At 70.3% G+C, this 15,603-nt stretch carries 12 protein-coding genes and 1 pseudogene; 4 read left to right on the top strand and 9 right to left on the bottom strand.

Annotated elements, in window-relative coordinates; translation table 11 throughout:
• The first annotated feature begins 93 nt into the window (after nt 1–93).
• Entirely contained in the window at nt 94–705 is a 612-nt protein-coding gene (locus ACFV0T_RS08730) for a DUF6114 domain-containing protein (protein WP_385775984.1), read from the top strand.
• Nucleotides 695–2,026: a hypothetical protein gene (locus ACFV0T_RS08725; RefSeq protein ID WP_385775981.1), complete on the top strand. Its 1,332-nt coding sequence runs from the start codon at nt 695–697 to the stop codon at nt 2,024–2,026. Before ACFV0T_RS08730 ends, ACFV0T_RS08725 begins: the two co-directional genes overlap by 11 nt.
• A 94-nt stretch (nt 2,027–2,120) precedes the next feature.
• On the opposite strand, the gene pyk is transcribed toward ACFV0T_RS08725, so the two are convergent.
• The 3 genes from pyk to pta all read right to left on the bottom strand — a co-directional run bounded on the left by pyk (nt 2,121) and on the right by pta (nt 6,945).
• Complete coding sequence (pyk, locus tag ACFV0T_RS08720; protein WP_385775979.1) at nt 2,121–3,548, bottom strand: pyruvate kinase; 1,428 nt, start codon at nt 3,546–3,548, stop codon at nt 2,121–2,123.
• 101 nt (nt 3,549–3,649) lie between these two features.
• Nucleotides 3,650–4,858: an acetate kinase gene (locus ACFV0T_RS08715; RefSeq protein WP_385775977.1), complete on the bottom strand. Its 1,209-nt coding sequence runs from the start codon at nt 4,856–4,858 to the stop codon at nt 3,650–3,652.
• Nucleotides 4,855–6,945 carry a phosphate acetyltransferase gene (pta, locus tag ACFV0T_RS08710; protein ID WP_385775975.1) on the bottom strand — a complete coding sequence of 697 codons (2,091 nt, stop codon included), beginning with the start codon at nt 6,943–6,945 and terminating at the stop codon, nt 4,855–4,857. The genes ACFV0T_RS08715 and pta overlap by 4 nt, the downstream gene beginning before the upstream one ends.
• A gap of 298 nt (nt 6,946–7,243) precedes the next feature.
• Here pta and ACFV0T_RS08705 point away from each other — a divergent pair, with 298 nt between their 5' ends.
• Nucleotides 7,244–8,269, top strand: coding sequence for an ATP-dependent 6-phosphofructokinase (locus ACFV0T_RS08705; protein ID WP_385775973.1), 1,026 nt, complete (start codon nt 7,244–7,246; stop codon nt 8,267–8,269).
• A 121-nt stretch (nt 8,270–8,390) separates the two neighbouring features.
• Here the strand turns inward: ACFV0T_RS08705 and ACFV0T_RS08700 are convergent, their stop codons facing one another.
• The 4 genes from ACFV0T_RS08700 to ACFV0T_RS08685 form a co-directional block, all read right to left on the bottom strand.
• On the bottom strand, nt 8,391–9,224 hold the full coding sequence (locus ACFV0T_RS08700) for a carbohydrate ABC transporter permease (RefSeq protein WP_385775971.1): 834 nt from the start codon (nt 9,222–9,224) through the stop codon (nt 8,391–8,393).
• A 7-nt stretch (nt 9,225–9,231) separates the two neighbouring features.
• Nucleotides 9,232–10,092 (bottom strand): carbohydrate ABC transporter permease, encoded by an 861-nt coding sequence (locus tag ACFV0T_RS08695; RefSeq protein WP_385775969.1) that lies wholly within the window; start codon nt 10,090–10,092, stop codon nt 9,232–9,234.
• Nucleotides 10,089–11,468 carry an extracellular solute-binding protein gene (locus ACFV0T_RS08690; RefSeq protein ID WP_385775967.1) on the bottom strand — a complete coding sequence of 460 codons (1,380 nt, stop codon included), beginning with the start codon at nt 11,466–11,468 and terminating at the stop codon, nt 10,089–10,091. Before ACFV0T_RS08690 ends, ACFV0T_RS08695 begins: the two co-directional genes overlap by 4 nt.
• A gap of 125 nt (nt 11,469–11,593) precedes the next feature.
• Nucleotides 11,594–12,493: a nucleosidase gene (locus tag ACFV0T_RS08685; protein WP_385775965.1), complete on the bottom strand. Its 900-nt coding sequence runs from the start codon at nt 12,491–12,493 to the stop codon at nt 11,594–11,596.
• A gap of 64 nt (nt 12,494–12,557) precedes the next feature.
• Between ACFV0T_RS08685 and ACFV0T_RS08680 the strand changes: the two are divergent.
• Nucleotides 12,558–13,091 (top strand): annotated as a pseudogene (locus ACFV0T_RS08680) (hypothetical protein); the annotation flags it as partial.
• A 137-nt stretch (nt 13,092–13,228) separates the two neighbouring features.
• Here the strand turns inward: ACFV0T_RS08680 and ACFV0T_RS08675 are convergent.
• Both ACFV0T_RS08675 and ACFV0T_RS08670 read right to left on the bottom strand, forming a co-directional pair.
• Nucleotides 13,229–13,927: a response regulator gene (locus ACFV0T_RS08675; RefSeq protein WP_385775963.1), complete on the bottom strand. Its 699-nt coding sequence runs from the start codon at nt 13,925–13,927 to the stop codon at nt 13,229–13,231.
• Nucleotides 13,924–15,603 (bottom strand): ATP-binding protein, encoded by a 1,680-nt coding sequence (locus ACFV0T_RS08670; RefSeq protein WP_385775961.1) that lies wholly within the window; start codon nt 15,601–15,603, stop codon nt 13,924–13,926. Before ACFV0T_RS08670 ends, ACFV0T_RS08675 begins: the two co-directional genes overlap by 4 nt.

Here is a 15,603-nt window from a genome sequence, read left to right as displayed (position 1 = left end):
CCGCCCGTCACCCCGCTCGACTTCGCAACACCCCACACCCCCTTCACTGCCATCACTCTCACCACAGAACGCCGCACCAGGGAGCTGTTTTCCATGAGCGCCGAGAACCCTGCCGCACCCGGTCAGTTCACCCGCCGGAGGCTGCAGTTCCGCGCGTGGCGCGGAACTCGCCCGTTCTGGGCCGGTCTGTTCGTCCTGCTCGGCGGCTTTCCGATCATGTACTTCCCGTACGCGCACCTCCAGATCGGTCATCTGACCCTGGCGATGTCCACCACCGCGGGCGCCGGGTCACTGATCATCGGCGTGCTGCTCGTCGTGCTGGGCATCAGTCTGTGGTTCCAGAAGCACGTACAGATCTTCGCGGGTGTCGCGGCGATCCTGCTGGGCCTGGTGTCCCTTCCGGTGTCCAACTTCGGTGGCTTCATCGTGGGCTTCCTGTTCTCCCTCATCGGCGGCGCGATGGCCGTGGCCTGGGTTCCCGGCGCCCCGCCCGAAGCGGAGCCGGCGAAGGAGTCCGGGACCGGGACGGGCGACTCACCCGAGAGCGCGGTGACCGACGGCGGTACTCCCGCGGAACGTGCGCCCGAGGCCCCGTACGACCAGGGTCCGGTGTTCACCAAGGAGACCGGCGGAGTGGGCGAGACGAACGATCTGTCAGGAACGATCCCGGCCAACGGGGCGAACGGGAGGCACAGTGTCGGCTGACGAGGTGGCTCACAGGACTGACGCGGACGCGTCGCTTGTGAGAACCGGGCCGCGACACGCGGCGCCCAAGAAGCCGCTGTTCACCAGGTTCCACGTGCCGGCGGGCAAGGCGATAGCCCTGGCGGCGATGCCGACCGCGGTCCTCATGGGGATGGGGTTCACGCCGACGCTCGCCCGTGCCGACGACAAGCCCGCGCCCAAGAGCCTGACGGCCGAGGAGTACAAGGACTGCGTCGCGGCCATGACGGGCTCGACGGATGCCTCGGCGTCACCGTCGCCCTCCGCGTCGGCGAGCGCCAGCGAGTCCTCCGACGCCACGAAGGGCGACGGCAAGGACTCCGACGGGACGTCCTCGGGCACGGCGGGCAAGCCCTCTTCGCCGGATTCAGGTTCCGACGACGAGACCGAGCCCACCCCGTCGCAGACGTCCCCCGCGGGCGGCTCGTCCGGTTCCGGTGGCGACACGGGTACGGCGACGCCGTCGCCCTCCGCGACCAGCGGCAACCTGCTGGACACCATCGGGGACACGCTCAAGGACGTCCTCACCGGGGGCCGTGGCGGCACGGAGACCCCGAGCGCCGCGTCCACGCCGTCCGCTTCCGCTCCGGCGAGCGACGGCAAGGACACGTCCACCACGGACAAGAACGTGGCGGACACCGTCAAGGACACGACCAAGACGGTCACCGACACGGTGAACGACACCGTGAAGGACACCACCGACACGGTGAAGGACACCACCGACACGGTGGAAGACACCGTGAAGGACGCCACCGACAAGGTGTCCGAGGCGGCACAGGACGCCACCGCGTCGCCGAGCCCCTCCGCGAGCTCCACCACGGACCCCGACGACTGCCCGGCCGCCACGGACGCGGAAGGCGGCGTCGACAACAAGATCGCGCTGCCCGACGACCCTTGGTTCCTGAACGCCAGTTCGCTGACCCTGACGGGCGCCGACTACAAGGGCGTCGTCAAGGTCAGGACCGCCAACGGCACGGTCAAAGAGGTCCTGAAGTACGTCATCTCCGGCGGCACGAAGATCGGCGACCTGCACCAGACGGTGAAGGACGCGCAGGCCGGCAAGACGTACCACGTGCAGGCGGGCAAGGGCACCGACTCCACCATCACCGGTGGCGACACGGTCATGTACACCGAGAGCATCTCGGGCAACCTGTTCGGCCTGATCCCGATCACGTTCAGCCCGAAGAGCCCGCCGCCGCTGAACATCCCGCTGATCTACTTCACCAACGCGAAGGTCCAGCAGGCCGGCCAGTTCGGCGGCAATCTGACCGTCCCGGGGATGCACCAGTACATCACCGACTGACCGTCGCCACAGAGCCCGTCCGGGAGCCGCACAGCTGAGGGCGCCCCCTGTCACCAGGGGGCGCCCTCAGTGCCGTACTGCCGTGTCGGCGGTCCTACTTGCCGCTCTCGCCCAGGTGGTGCACCCGGACCATGTTCGTGGTGCCGGGGACGCCGGGCGGGGAGCCGGCCGTCATGACCACGACGTCGCCCGCGTCGAAGCGGTTGAGCTTGATGAGCTCCTGGTCGACCAGGTCGACCATCTCGTCGGTGCTGTTCACGAACGGCACGACGTGCGACTCGACGCCCCAGCTCAGCGCGAGCTGGTTGCGGGTGCCCTCGTCGGTGGTGAAGGCGAGGATCGGCTGGGCCGCGCGGTAGCGGGAGAGGCGGCGGGCGGTGTCGCCGGACTTGGTGAAGGCCACCAGGCCCTTGCCGCCGAGGAAGTCGGCGATCTCGCAGGCGGCGCGGGCGACCGAACCACCCTGCGTGCGCGGCTTCTTGCCGGGGACCAGGGGCTGAAGGCCCTTGGAGAGCAGCTCCTCCTCGGCCGCCTTGACGATCTTCGACATCGTCTTGACGGTCTCGATCGGGTACGCGCCCACCGACGACTCCGCCGAGAGCATGACCGCGTCCGCGCCGTCCAGGATCGCGTTGGCGACGTCGGAGGCCTCGGCGCGGGTCGGGCGGGAGTTGGTGATCATCGACTCCATCATCTGGGTCGCCACGATCACCGGCTTGGCGTTGCGCCGGCACAGCTCGATCAGGCGCTTCTGCACCATGGGGACCTTCTCGAGCGGGTACTCGACGGCCAGGTCGCCACGGGCGACCATGACGGCGTCGAACGCCGCCACGACGTCCTCCATGTTCTCCACCGCCTGCGGCTTCTCCACCTTGGCGATGACCGGGACCCGGCGGCCCTCCTCGTCCATCACCTTGTGGACGTCGGAGACGTCCTTGGCGTCCCGGACGAAGGACAGCGCGACCATGTCGCAGCCCATCCGGAGGGCGAAGCGCAGGTCGTCGATGTCCTTCTCGCTCAGCGCGGGCACGTTCACGGCCGCGCCGGGCAGGTTGATGCCCTTGTGGTCGGAGACGACACCGCCCTCGATGACGATCGTCTTCACCCGCGGGCCCTCGACGTCCAGCACCTTCAGCTCGACGTTGCCGTCGTTGATCAGGACCTGGTCGCCGCGCGAGACATCGCCCGGCAGGCCCTTGTACGTCGTTCCGCACGTGTGCTTGTCACCCGGCACGTCCTCGGTCGTGATGACGAACTCGTCACCGCGCTCCAGCTCCACCGGACCCTCGGCGAAGGTCTCCAGACGGATCTTCGGGCCCTGGAGGTCGGCGAGCACACCGATGGCCCGGCCGGTCTCCTTGGCGGCGGCCCGGACGCGGTCGTACCGCGCCTGGTGCTCGGCGTGGGTGCCATGGCTGAAATTGAACCGGGCCACATTCATGCCGGCCTCGATCAGAGCGACCAGCATCTCGTGGGAGTCGACCGCGGGGCCGAGAGTACAGACGATTTTCGAACGGCGCATGGGGCGATCCTATCGGTTTGTTTCGCTCCGGAATATTCCGTCTGGCGGAAGATACAAATGGGCGCGTCGGCGCTCAGGCGTACTACTCGTCAGTTTTTCGCTCAGCTGTTCTTTCCGACCAGCGCGTAGGTCTGAGTGGCGATCTCCAGCTCCTCGTCGGTCGGCACCACGGCGACCGCCACCCGCGCTCCGGCGGGCGATATCAGCCGCGGTTCGTCGGAACGTACGGCGTTCAGTCCGGCGTCGACCGCGGGGCCCAGCCCCTCCAGACCCGCGATCGCGGCCTCGCGCACCTCCGCCGCGTTCTCGCCGACCCCGGCGGTGAAGGCGATGGCGTCCACCGTGCCGAGCACCGCGATATACGCGCCGATGTACTTCTTCAGACGGTGAAGGTAAATGTCGAAGGCCAGCCGGGCCTGTTCGTCGCCCTCGTCGATCCGCCGACGGATCTCGCGCATGTCGTTCTCACCGCACAGCCCGATCAGCCCGCTCTTCTTGTTGAGAAGAGTGTCGATCTCGTCCGTGGACATTCCGCCAACACGCTTCAAATGGAAGATGACGGCCGGGTCCATGTCTCCGGAGCGGGTACCCATCACGAGCCCCTCCAGCGGCGTCAGCCCCATGGAGGTGTCCACGCACTTCCCGCCCCGCACGGCGGCGGCCGACGCCCCGTTGCCGAGGTGCAGCACGATGACGTTGACGTCCTCGGGCGCCTTGCCCAGCAGCTTCGCCGTCGCCCGGGACACGTACGCGTGCGAGGTCCCGTGGAACCCGTAACGCCTGATCCGGTACTCGTCGGCGGTCTGCACGTCGATCGCGTAGCGGGCGGCCGACTCCGGCATCGTGGTGTGGAAGGCGGTGTCGAAGACGGCGACCTGGGGCAGGTCGGGGCGCATCGCGCGGGCCGTGCGGATGCCGGTGACGTTCGCCGGGTTGTGCAGCGGGGCCAACGGGATCAGCCGCTCGATCTCGGCGAGCACGGCGTCGTCGATCACGGTCGGCCGGGTGAAGGCCAGCCCGCCGTGCACCACCCGGTGCCCGATCGCGGCCAGCTCCGGCGAGTCGAGCCCCAGGCCGTCCTTGGCGAGTTCCTCCGCCACGGCCTTGAGCGCCGCGTCGTGGTCGGCGATCGGGGCGCTCCACTCGCGCGCCTCGCCGGTGGCGAGCGGCGTGTGCTTCAGCCGGGCGGACCGCTCGCCGATCCGCTCGACCAGGCCCACCGCGAGCCGGCTGCTGTCGCGCATGTCCAGCAGCTGGTACTTCACCGACGAGGAGCCGGAGTTGAGGACGAGGACGCGGGTGGGGCTCACTGGGCGGACGCCTTCTCGTTCGGGGCCTGGGCCTGGATCGCCGTGATGGCGACGGTGTTGACGATGTCCTGGACGAGCGCGCCGCGGGACAGGTCGTTGACGGGCTTGCGCAGGCCCTGCAGGACGGGGCCGACGGCGATCGCGCCGGCCGAGCGCTGCACGGCCTTGTAGGTGTTGTTGCCGGTGTTGAGGTCCGGGAAGATCAGCACGCTGGCCTGGCCGGCGACCTCGGACCCGGGCAGCTTGGTCGCGGCGACGCTCGGCTCCACGGCCGCGTCGTACTGGATGGGTCCCTCGATGCTGAGGTCGGGGCGCCGGGAGCGGACCAGCTCGGTGGCCTCCCGCACCTTGTCGACGTCGGCGCCCGAGCCGGACGTACCGGTCGAGTACGACAGCATCGCGATCCGCGGCCGCACACCGAACTGCTCGGCGGTGGCCGCGGCCTGGATGGCGATGTCGGCGAGCTGCTCGGCGTCCGGGTCGGGGTTCACGGCGCAGTCGCCGTAGACCAGGACCTTGTCGGCGAGGCACATGAAGAAGACGGACGACACGATGTCGGCGTCCGGCTTGGTCTTGATGATCTCGAAGGCGGGCCGGATGGTGGCTGCCGTGGAGTGCACGGACCCGGAGACCATGCCGTCGGCGTGGCCCTCCTGCACCATCAGCGTCCCGAAGTAGTTGACGTCGCTGACCACGTCGTACGCCAGCTCGACGGTCACGCCGCGGTGGGCGCGCAGCTTGGCGTACCGCTCGGCGAAGGAGTCGCGCAGTTCGCTGGTGGCCGGATCGATCAGCCGGCAGTCGCCCAGGTCGATGCCGAGGTCGGCGGCCTTCTTGCGGATCTGGTCGACCGGGCCGAGCAGGGTGAGGTCGCAGACGCCCCGGCGCAGCAGCACCTCGGCGGCGTGCAGCACGCGCGGCTCGGTGCCCTCCGGCAGGACGACCCGCCGCTTGTCGGAACGGGCCTGTTCGAGCAGCTTGTGCTCGAACATCATCGGCGTGACCCGGTCGCTGCTCGGCGCGGAGACGCGGCCCAGCAGACCGGCGGTGTCGACGTACCGCTCGAACAGGCCGAGCGCGGTCTCGGCCTTGCGCGGGGTGGCCGCGTTCAGCTTCCCCTCCAGGGAGAAGAGCTCGGAGGCGGTCAGGAAGCTGTTTCCGGCCACGGAGAGCACCGGGGTGCCGGGGGCGAGGCGGGCGGCGAGGGTCAGGACCTCGTCGCTGGGCACCTCGTCGAGGGTGAGCACCATGCCGGCTATCGGCGGGGTGCCGGCGCTGTGCGCGGCCAGCGAACCGATGACGAGGTCCGCGCGGTCGCCCGGGGTGACGACCAGGCAGCCCGGGGTCAGCGCGTTGAGGAAGCTCGGCAGCATGGCGCCGCCGAAGACGAAGTCCAGGGCGTCCCGTGCCAGTCCCGAGTCGTCGCCGAGGAGCACCCTGGCGTCGAGGGCGTGGGCGATCTGGGCCACGGTGGGCGCGGAGAGCGCCGGCTCGTCCGGCACGACGTAGCAGGGGACGGGCAGGCGCGAGTCGAGGCGCTGGGCGATCTCGTCCCGGTCGTCCCGGGCGACCCGGTTGGTGACCATGGCGAGGACGTCGCAGCCGAGCCCGTCGTAGGCCCGATAGGCGTTGCGGGTCTCGGCGAGCACGGACTCGGCCGGCTGCTTGCGGCCGCCCACGACCGGGATGACCGAGGCGCCGAACTCGTTGGCGAGCCGGGCGTTGAGGGACAGCTCGTCCGGGAGCTGGGTGTCGGCGAAGTCGGTCCCGAGCACGAGGACGACGTCGTAGTCGCGGGCGACCAGGTGGAACCGGTCGACGAGGGTCGACACCAGCTCGTCCGTCCCCCGCTCGGCCTGGAGCGCGGACGCCTCGTGGTAGTCCAGGCCGTAGACGGTCGCCGGGTTCTGGGAGAGCCGGTAACGAGCGCGCAGGAGCTCGAACAGGCGATCGGGCCCATCGTGGACGAGCGGACGGAACACGCCCACCCGGTCGACCTGCCGGGTCAGGAGTTCCATGACTCCCAGCTCGACGACCTGGCGGCCGTCGCCGCGGTCGATCCCGGTCACGTACACGCTGCGCGTCACGCGTGCTCTCCGTTTCGTAGGGCCGGCTGCCGCGGGGCGCCCTCGTGGGGCCTGCCGCCGTCAGCTGCTCTTGTGCTCGTTGTGGCGCGAAAAATGGCCCGCTGTCGCGAGCAGGACCCCCTTGACAATACCCCTGCCGCTATATAAGGCGCCCGTCAAGACCGGTGCCCCGGCGAGGGTCCGATGGCGCCAATCGGGACGGATAGCGACGGACCGCACGGAAGCGACATCGTCCTGAGGGACGTGAAACAATCGGACCGGCTCACCGGTATCAACAGCGAGCAGGAGACACAGCACGATGCGCATCGGAGTTCTGACCGCAGGCGGCGACTGCCCTGGCCTGAACGCAGTGATCCGGTCGGTCGTGCACCGAGCGGTCACCCAGTACGACGACGAGGTCATCGGCTTCGAGGACGGCTTCCGCGGTCTGCTCGACGGCCACCACCGCACCCTCGACCTCGACGCGGTCGGCGGCATCCTCGCCCTCGGCGGCACCATCCTCGGGTCCTCCCGGCTGGAGCGTGACCGGCTGCGCGAGGCCTGCGACAAGGCGACCGACATCGCCCGCGACTTCGGCATCGACGCGCTCATCCCGATCGGCGGCGAGGGCACGCTGACGGCGGCGCGGATGCTGTCCGACGCGGGTCTGCCGGTGGTCGGCGTCCCGAAGACGATCGACAACGACATCTCCTCGACCGACCGGACGTTCGGGTTCGACACGGCCGTGGGCGTCGCCACGGAGGCGATGGACCGCCTCAAGACGACCGCCGAGTCGCACCAGCGCGTGATGGTCGTCGAGGTCATGGGCCGGCACGCGGGCTGGATCGCGCTGGAGTCCGGCATGGCGGCGGGCGCGCACGGCATCTGTCTGCCCGAGCGGCCCTTCGACCCCGTCGACGTGGTGAAGATGGTCGAGGAGCGCTTCGCCCGCGGCAAGAAGTTCGCGGTGATCTGCGTGGCCGAGGGCGCGCACCCGGTCGAGGGCAGCATGGACTACGGCAAGGGCGCGATCGACCAGTTCGGCCACGAGCGCTTCCAGGGCATCGGCACGGCACTGGCGTACGAACTGGAGCGACGCCTCGGCAAGGAGGCCAAGCCGGTCATCCTCGGCCACGTCCAGCGCGGCGGCACCCCGACCGCGTACGACAGGGTGCTCGCGACCCGGTTCGGCTGGCACGCGGTCGAGGCCGCGCACCAGGGCGAGTTCGGCAAGATGACGGCGCTGCGCGGGACGCACGTCGAGATGGTCCCGCTGGCGGAGGCGGTCACCGAGCTGAAGAGGGTCCCCAAGGACCGCATGGACGAGGCGGAATCGGTCTTCTGACTTCCAGGGCGTGTTTCGAAAGCAGTGCCGTCCGCCCGGAGGGCGGGCCGGACGGGACTTTCGAAACACGCCCCGGACACGGCTGTCCCGGGCGGCGCCGTACCCGCCGCCGCCCGGGTGCTCATCCCTTGACCGCGCCGCCCAGCGCGAACCCCCCGCCCAGCCGTCGGGCGATCAGCACGTACAGCAGGATCACCGGTGTCGAGTAGACCACCGAGAACGCCGCGAGCTGGCCGTACGCCACCATTCCGCGGTTTCCGAAGAACTCGTTGATGCTCACGGACGCCGGCATCTGGTCCGGGGTCAGCAACAGCATGAACGGCACGAAGAAGTTGCCCCACATCATCACGAAGCAGAAGACCGTCACGACGGCGACCCCGGGGCCCATGAGGGGCAGCACGATGCGGGCCAGGGACTGGAAGGACGACGCCCCGTCCGTCCAGGCCGCCTCCTCCAGTTCCTTCGGGACGCCGTCCATGAAGTTCTTCATCAGCCAGATGGCGAAGGGCAGTTGGGAGGCGGCGAAGAACAGGATCGTGCCCTGGAGGGTGTCGATCAGGTTCACCTGCACGAACAGGGCGTACACGGGCACCATGATCGCCGTGATGGGCAGGCTCGTCGCGAACAGGATCGACAGCAGGAACGGCCGGTTGAAGCGGGAGCGGAAGCGGGAGAGCGGGTAGGCCGCGAGCGCCGCGCACGCCACCGTCAGCGCGGTCGCGCCCCCGCACAGGATCAGGCTGTTCAGCAGCGGCGTGAAGGTGATGTCCGGGGTGAGGATGTCGTCGAAGTTGCCCAGGGTGAGGCCGTCGGGGGCCTTCACCCTGAGGTCGGCGTGCGGGTCCAGCGAGGACAGGACCACCCAGACGAGGGGGAGCGCGAAAGCCAGGGCCACGGCGAGGAGGCCCAGGTCGGCGGCGAGCCGCCGGGTCGAGCGTCGGGAGATCGAGGACATGTGCGGGTCAGACCTCCGTCCGCAGCAGACGCATGTAGACGACCGAGAAGAGGGAGGCCACCACGAGCAGCAGGAGCGCCACCGCAGTGCCGTAGCCGATCATGCTGTTCTGGAAGGCCTGTTCGTACATGAACAGCGGCAGGGTCTGGCTCCTGTCTCCCGGACCGCCCCTCGTCATCACCCAGATCAGCCCGAAGACGGACAGCGTCTGCAGCGTGTTCAGCATGAGGTTCGTGCCGATGGAGCGGCGGATCATCGGGAGGGTGATGTGCCACATCCGGCGCCACCCGCCCGCGCCGTCCACCTGTGCCGCCTCCGTGATCTCCTTCGGGATCTCGTTCAGGGCCGCCGAGTAGACCAGCATCGAGAACGCCGTGCCCCGCCAGACGTTCGCGAACGAGACGGCCAGGATGGGGAGGGTGAACAGCCAGTTCTGGGACGGGAGATGGAGCCAGTCCAGGATGGCGTTCAGGGTGCCCTCGCGGCGGAAGAAGGCGTAGAGGAGGAAGCCGGCCACGACCTCCGGGAGCACCCACGCGGTGATGACCACGGCGCCCGTCAGCGTGCGGACCGGCTTGGAGGCGCGCTGCATCAGGGAGGCCAGGGCCAGGCCCAGGGTGTTCTGGCCGACCAGCGACGACAGGACCGTGAAGACGAGGGTCAGCCATACGGCGTTCAGGAAATCCTCGTCCTGGAACGCCGTACGGAAGTTGTCGAAGCCGACGAAGGACGAGTGGGCCTGGCCGGTGAGCTGGAGGTCGGTGAAGGCGATGTAGGCGCAGTACGCGATCGGGCCCGCCAGGAAGAGGACGAGCAGGACCAGGGCCGGGGTGAGGGGGAGGGCGCGGGTGAGCGAGCGCGCGGTCACCTCTCGACCACTTGGTTGTCGGTGACCTCCTTGAGCGTCTCGTCGTAGCCGCTCGCCGCCTTGTCGACGGACAGGTCACCCGTCGTCACGCCCTCCATGGCCTCCTGGACGGCGGTGGAGACCTTCGGGTACGCGGGATAGGCCGGGCGGTAGTGGGTGCTGGCCACGAGGTCGGTGAAGAACTTGATGCCGGGCTGGGCCTTCACGTACGCGGGGTCGGCGGCGACGTCCTTGCGGACCGCGATACCGGAGTTGGCGATGTACCACTTCTGGGCGTTGGCCTTCGTCTGCATCGTCTTGACGAAGTCGAACGCGAGGTCGGGGTTGCCCGCCTTGGCCGGGATCGACCAGGTCCAGCCGCCGGACATGCTCACCTTGCCCGGGGCCTGGCCGTGCTGGGTGGGCATGGCGGCGAGGCCGAGGTTCTCCGACCACTCGGGCCACTCGTGACCGCTGCCGGGCAGCCAGTCCTGCGGCAGCCAGGAGCCGTCGAGGTCGATGCCGAGCTTGCCCTGCGGGAAGAGTTCACCGCGCACCCGGGTGCCGAAGTTGGGGTCGAGGGCGTCGGAGACGTCCGGGCCGAGCTTGTCCTTGTAGACCGTCTCGACGAACGTGAGGGCGTCCTTGAAGCCCTGGGTGCCGGCGATCCACTTCTTGGCCGTCCTGTCGTACAGGGGGTCCGACTGCCCGTCGTTGGTGCCGTACAGCAGCATCTCGAAGCCCTGCATGGTGGCGGCCTCGCCGGCGGGCTTGCCGGTGTACACGTTGAGGGGAGTGACGCCGGGGACCTTCTTCTTGATGGTGCGGGCGGCGGTCAGGACGTCGTCCCAGGTCTTCGGCTGCCAGTCGGCGGGCAGGCCGGCCTTCTCGAAGACGCCCTTGTCGAACCAGAGCCCTCGGGTGTCCGTGCCGTCCGGGACGCCGTACGTCTTGCCGTCCTGGCCCTGCGCGGCCGCCTTCGCCGTGTCGATGAACTGGTTCCAGTCCTGCCACTTGGCGAGGTACGGGTCGAGGGGCTTCAAGTACCCGCTGGTGATGTCCGAGTTGATGAGGAAGGTGTCCTCGTAGACCAGGTCGGGGGCGGTCTTGGGGGAGCGGAGCATCTGCTGGAGCTTGGTGTAGTACTCCGAGTCCGGGGCCTTGATGGGGACGAGCTCCACCTTCTTGCCGGGGTGCTCCTTCTCGAACTGCTTCTTGATGCCTGCGAGGTAGTCGTCCATGACATGGATCGAGTTGTCCGTGGACTGCTTGAAGGAGATCTTCACGGTGTCCGGATCGCTGCCGGAACCGGAGCCGCAGGCGGAGAGCGCGGCGAGCGTGATCAGTGTCGCTAGCAGGGCGGTGGGGCGGGGGCGGGCGGTAGGACGCACGGACATGACCTCCTGCGGACTCACTTCGTCGTGGCCGGGATGGCTGCCGTGCGAAGGTAAGAGGAGTGGTCTAGTCAGGTCAATGAGTCTGCGTGATATTGGATTTCGGCAGGTGGTCGCGGCGCCCGCTCCTACTCGCCGCGGGGCGCCCGATCTCCCCGCGTCGTCTTGCCGACGACGGGGCCGAGGAAGGTGCCGTTGCTGAAGTCGATGTGGTCCCCGTGGTAGACGGGTCCGTCCGCGAACGCGCCCCCCGGACCGCCGTCGGAGCCGCGGCGAAGGTCGCCCCGCGCGCCGGACGAGTCCGCACGCGGCCGGTGCTTGCGCAGTGCCGCCATCGCCACGGACGCGGCCTGCGCCGCCGCCCGCTGCTGTGAGCCCCCCTGGTCGGCCGCGCTCTTGCGCGCGTCGGCCAGATCGCTGATCCCGCGGATCACCAGCGCGTCCAGCTGCCCGTCGAGATGCGCCGCGTGGGCCGCCCCCGACCCCTCCATCTCGATCGCCGCGGCGTCGTTGTAGTGCTCGCGCAGATGCCGGGCGATGTCCGACCGGGAGTCCGCGAGCACCACGTCCCCGGCCGCGATCGGCTTGAAGTGCGCCCGTACGTCCGGCATGTCCCGTACCGCGGAACGGGTCGCCTGGACCAGGGCGTGCGAGGCCGGCCAGGCCTCGGGGCGGACCAGGAAGCCCTTGGAGGTCTGCTTGCCGCCGTGGATGCCGTACACCTTGGTGCCCACCACGACGTCCCCGATCCCGATGTCGGACTTGAGGCTGCCCGCGATCCCGACGAAGAACACCGCCTGCGGGCGCAGCCAGGAGGCGATCCGGGTGGTGAGCGCGGCCGTGGCCACGGCTCCCTCGCCCAGCTCGGCGACGGCCACCGTCCAGGGGGTGCCGTCGAGCCGGCCGAGCTCGACCCGGGTCCCCTCGGGGTGGACGTGTTCCACGCGGTCCGTGAGGTGGGAGCGCACGGCCGCGTACTCGAGCGCGAGCGCGGTCAGGACCACGACGGTGGGGTTCGTCTCCGGCATCCCCTTAAGGTACTGCCAAGTGGTCGGCCCATACGGGATGTTGGTACCGGGAAAGGGGCAGGGAGTGACGGAGCGGGACGTCACCGTCGGGCAGTTGCTGCTCGCCGAGTACGAGAGCGTCAAGGACGAGCAGAAGGCGCGGATCGGGTTCCGGGACAACCTGCTGTACGTGACCCTCGCCGTGGTCGCCGCCGTCATCGCCGCGGCGGCGCAGGCCAGGCAGGCGTCGATGCTGCTGAGCCTGCCGCCGGTGTGCGTGGTGCTCGGGTGGACCTACCTCGTCAACGACGAGAAGATCTCGGCGATCGGGGCGTACGTGCGCGGGGAGCTGGCGCCCCGGCTGGCCGCCCTCGCGGGTGAGGGCGCGACGCCCGCCTTCGGGTGGGAGACCTTCCACCGCGGGGACGCCCGGCGGCTGTCACGGAAGGTCGTGCAGTGCGCGGTCGACCTGCTCGCCTTCTGCGTCGTCCCGCTGAGCGCGCTGGTCGTCTACTGGGCCGCCGGACACCTCGAACGCGGTCTGCTGACCCTCTCGGTGATCGAGGCCGTCGCTGTGGCGGGGCTGGGGGCGTACATCGTGGTGTACGCACTGCCGTTCGGGACGGGGGCGGCGGCTGGGGCGGGCGCCGGTGCGGGTGCGGCAACAGGGCCCGGAGCGGGTGCCGGTGCGGGAACAGCGGCCGGAGCCGGGCCGGGTGCCCTGTGAGTGGCCGCCGTTGAAGCGTTCCGCCGCGTCTACCTCCCCCGCTCCACCCCCCGGACCCACCGGTAGACCAGCTCGGGCCGTCCGACCTGGCCGTACAACGGCTTGCGTTCGGCGCGTCCCGCCTCCACCAGGTGTTCCAGGTAGCGCCGGGCCGTGATCCGGGAGATGCCCACCGTCTCCGCGACGCCCGCCGCGGTGAGCCCCTCCTCGGCCTCCCGCAGCGCTCCCGTCACCCGCTCCAGCGTCGGCGCGCTCAGGCCCTTGGGCAGGGCGGCCGGTCCCGGTGCCCGCAGCGCGGCCAGCGCCCGGTCCACCTCGTCCTGTCCGCTCGCCTCGCCCGCCGCGCCCCGGAACTCCGCGTACCGCACCAGCCGGTCCCGCAGGGTCGCGAAGGTGAACGGCTTCAGTACGTACTGCACGACGCCGAGCGACACGCCCTCCCGTACGACCGTCAGATCCCGCGCCGACGTCACCGCGATGACGTCCGCGTGGTACCCGGCCGCACGCAGCGACCGGGCCAGTTGCAGGCCGTGCACGTCCGGCAGGTGCAGGTCGAGGAGGAGCAGGTCGACGGCCGTGCGGTCCAGCAGCCGCCGTGCCTGCGCGCCCGTGTGGGCCTTGCCGACGGCCACGAACCCCGGCACCCGGCCCACGTACATCACATGCGCGTCCGCCGCGACGGGGTCGTCCTCCACGACGAGGACCCGGATGGGCTGCTCGGCCGTCATGCACCGCCTCCCGACACGGCGCCCCGCGCGACGGCTTCGTGCGCAACGGCTTCGTGCGTATCGGCTTCCTGGACCGCGGCGCCCGTTCGCAGCGGCAACCGCGCCACGAACTCCGCCCCGCCCCCCTCGGCCGCCGCCACCGACAGCACCCCCTCGTGCCGGGCCACGGCCTGCCGCACGAGGGCCAGGCCCAGACCCCGGCCGCCCGGTCCGGCCGGTTTCGTCGAGAACCCGCGCTGGAAGACCAGTTCGGCGTGGGCCGGGTCCACGCCCGCCCCCGTGTCCGAGACGCGCAGGACCAGGTCCGCCGCCTTCGTGTACGCCGTCACCGTCACCCGGGCCCGCCCGCTGCCCTGCGCCGCGTCCACGGCGTTGTCGATCAGGTTCCCGAGGATCGTCACCAGATCCCGCGCGGGCAGGGTCCTCGGCAGCAGTCCGTCGTCGAGGCCGCTCTCCCGCGACACCACCAACTCCACGCCCCGCTCGTTCGCCTGGGCCGTCTTGCCCAGCAGCAGAGCCGCCAGCACCGGTTCGCTCACCGCCGCCACGACCTGGTCGGTGAGCGCCTGGGCCAGTTCCAGTTCGGCCGTCGCGAACTCCACGGCCTCCTGCGCCCGGCCCAGTTCGATGAGGGACACGACCGTGTGCAGCCGGTTCGCCGCCTCGTGCGCCTGGGAGCGCAGCGCCTGCGTGAAGCCCCGCTCGGAGTCCAGTTCGCCCATCAGGGACTGGAGTTCGGTGACGTCCCGCAGGGTGACCACCGTGCCCCGGCGCTCGCCGCCCGACACCGGTGAGGTGTTCACCACCAGCACCCGTCGCGCGCTCAGATGCACCTCGTCCACCCTGGGCTCCGACGCCAGCAGCGCCCCGGTCAGCGGGGCCGGCAGACCCAGCTCCGCCACCGACCGGCCGACCACCTCGCCGGACACCCCGAGCAGTTCCCGCCCGCCGTCGTTGATCAGCGCCACCCGGTAGCGGCCGTCGAGCATCAGCAGGCCCTCGCGCACGGCGTGCAGGGCGGCCTGGTGGTAGTCGTGCATCCGGCTGAGCTCGGCGGCGTTCATGCCGTGGGTGTGGCGGCGGAGGTGGGCGTTGATGACGTACGTGCCGATCGCGCCGAGCGTGAGCGCGCCCGCCGCGACCCCGAGCAGGGCCGTGACCTGGTCCTGCACCCGTGCGCTGATCGCCTCGACCTTGATGCCCGCGCTGACCAGGCCGATGATCCGTTTGTCGCCGTCCTCGACGGGGGTGACCGCGCGGACCGAGGCGCCGAGGGTGCCGGTGTAGGTCTCGGTGAAGGTCTGGCCCTTCAGGGCACGGGCGGTGTTGCCCCGGAAGCGCCGGCCGATCTCCTCCTCGGCGGGGTGGGTCCAGCGGATGCCCCGCGGATCCATGATCGTGACGAAGTCGACGTCGGTGTCGCGCATGACCCGCAGCGAGTAGGGCTGGAGAAGGGCCGTCGGGTCGGCGCTGTGGATCGCCGCGCGGACCGAGGGGGCGTCGGCGACCGACCGGGCCACCGCCGTGGCCTGACGTCCCGCCGCCTCCTCGGCCTGGCTGCGGTCGTTGACGTAGGTGAACAGCGCGTACCCGGCGACGACGACCGCTATCAGCACGGCCTGCATCGCGAAGAGCTGGCCGGCCAGGCTGCGGGGCCTCGGGAAGCGGATGGGCAT

The sequence above is a fragment of the Streptomyces sp. NPDC059582 genome, assembly GCF_042735715.1.
Classification (GTDB): domain Bacteria; phylum Actinomycetota; class Actinomycetes; order Streptomycetales; family Streptomycetaceae; genus Streptomyces.
The sequence above is the reverse complement of the archived record's forward strand: the minus strand, read 5'-3'. Positions and strand labels throughout refer to the sequence as shown.